The sequence below is a fragment of the Staphylococcus coagulans genome, assembly GCF_002901995.1.
Classification (GTDB): Bacteria; Bacillota; Bacilli; order Staphylococcales; family Staphylococcaceae; genus Staphylococcus; species Staphylococcus coagulans.
Genome location: NZ_PPQN01000064.1, coordinates 1 through 1,188, shown reverse-complemented (window position 1 = coordinate 1,188; position 1,188 = coordinate 1). Strand labels below are relative to the sequence as shown.

12 tRNA genes and 1 rRNA gene are annotated in these 1,188 nt (G+C 52.1%); all 13 read right to left on the bottom strand.

From position 1 onward, the window contains the following. Positions 1-5 precede the first annotated feature (5 nt). Positions 6-98: transfer RNA gene (locus CD118_RS10780), tRNA-Ser, on the bottom strand. 8 nt (positions 99-106) lie between these two features. Further along, positions 107-180: transfer RNA gene (locus CD118_RS10775), tRNA-Ile, on the bottom strand. Positions 181-203: 23 nt separating this feature from the next. Next, a tRNA-Met gene (locus CD118_RS10770) sits at positions 204-277 on the bottom strand. 32 nt (positions 278-309) lie between these two features. After that, positions 310-385 (bottom strand) — tRNA-Ala (locus CD118_RS10765). 18 nt (positions 386-403) lie between these two features. Further along, positions 404-477, bottom strand: a tRNA-Pro gene (locus tag CD118_RS10760). A gap of 12 nt (positions 478-489) precedes the next feature. After that, a tRNA-Arg gene (locus CD118_RS10755) sits at positions 490-563 on the bottom strand. A 12-nt stretch (positions 564-575) separates the two neighbouring features. Next, positions 576-664 (bottom strand) — tRNA-Leu (locus CD118_RS10750). A 7-nt stretch (positions 665-671) separates the two neighbouring features. Beyond that, positions 672-746: transfer RNA gene (locus CD118_RS10745), tRNA-Gly, on the bottom strand. Between the two features lie 3 nt (positions 747-749). Beyond that, positions 750-831, bottom strand: a tRNA-Leu gene (locus tag CD118_RS10740). A 3-nt stretch (positions 832-834) separates the two neighbouring features. Next, positions 835-910 (bottom strand) — tRNA-Lys (locus tag CD118_RS10735). 4 nt (positions 911-914) lie between these two features. Continuing rightward, a tRNA-Thr gene (locus tag CD118_RS10730) sits at positions 915-990 on the bottom strand. Positions 991-1,007: 17 nt separating this feature from the next. Then, positions 1,008-1,083: transfer RNA gene (locus CD118_RS10725), tRNA-Val, on the bottom strand. A 14-nt stretch (positions 1,084-1,097) separates the two neighbouring features. Then, positions 1,098-1,188, bottom strand: a 5S ribosomal RNA gene (gene rrf, locus CD118_RS10720); the annotation flags it as partial.

Genomic DNA, 1,188 nt, shown 5'->3' with positions numbered 1-1,188 from the left:
TATAATGGCGGAGGAAGAGGGATTCGAACCCCCGCGAGCCGTTAAGCCCCTGTCGGTTTTCAAGACCGATCCCTTCAGCCAGACTTGGGTATTCCTCCTAATTATATGGACCTTGCAGGACTCGAACCTGCGACCGAACGGTTATGAGCCGTTAGCTCTAACCAACTGAGCTAAAGGTCCTAATAATATTCAACTAAGATTAGTGGCGGCGGAGGGGATCGAACCCCCGACCTCACGGGTATGAACCGTACGCTCTAGCCAGCTGAGCTACGCCGCCGTATATAGTTGTTACAATATTGAATTAAAATATGGTGGAGACTAGCGGGATCGAACCGCTGACCTCCTGCGTGCAAAGCAGGCGCTCTCCCAGCTGAGCTAAGCCCCCATAATAAATGATGTTAAATCGGGAAGACAGGATTTGAACCTGCGACCCCTTGGTCCCAAACCAAGTGCTCTACCAAGCTGAGCTACTTCCCGGAAGGTATGTAGCGCGCCCGATAGGAGTCGAACCCATAACCTTTTGATCCGTAGTCAAACGCTCTATCCAGTTGAGCTACGGGCGCATATTGCAATAATGGTGCCGAGGACCGGAATCGAACCGGTACGGTGATCTCTCACCGCAGGATTTTAAGTCCTGTGCGTCTGCCAGTTCCGCCACCCCGGCAAAACAATGGAGCAGAAGACGGGATTCGAACCCGCGACCCCAACCTTGGCAAGGTTGTATTCTACCGCTGAACTACTTCTGCATATGCGGGTGAAGGGAGTCGAACCCCCACGCCGTAAGGCGCTAGATCCTAAGTCTAGTGCGTCTGCCAATTCCGCCACACCCGCTAATGGTGAGCCATAGAGGATTCGAACCTCTGACCCTCTGATTAAAAGTCAGATGCTCTACCAACTGAGCTAATGGCTCTAAATGGTGCCGGCCAGAGGACTTGAACCCCCAACCTACTGATTACAAGTCAGTTGCTCTACCAGTTGAGCTAGGCCGGCTACTCTATTTAATTAAATGGTGGAGAATGACGGGTTCGAACCGCCGACCCTCTGCTTGTAAGGCAGATGCTCTCCCAGCTGAGCTAATTCTCCTGTTATGTAAAATAACCTGGCACCGTCCTACTCTCGCGGAACGTCAGTCCGACTACCATCGGCGCTAAAGAGCTTAACTTCTGTGTTCGGCATGGGAACAGGTGT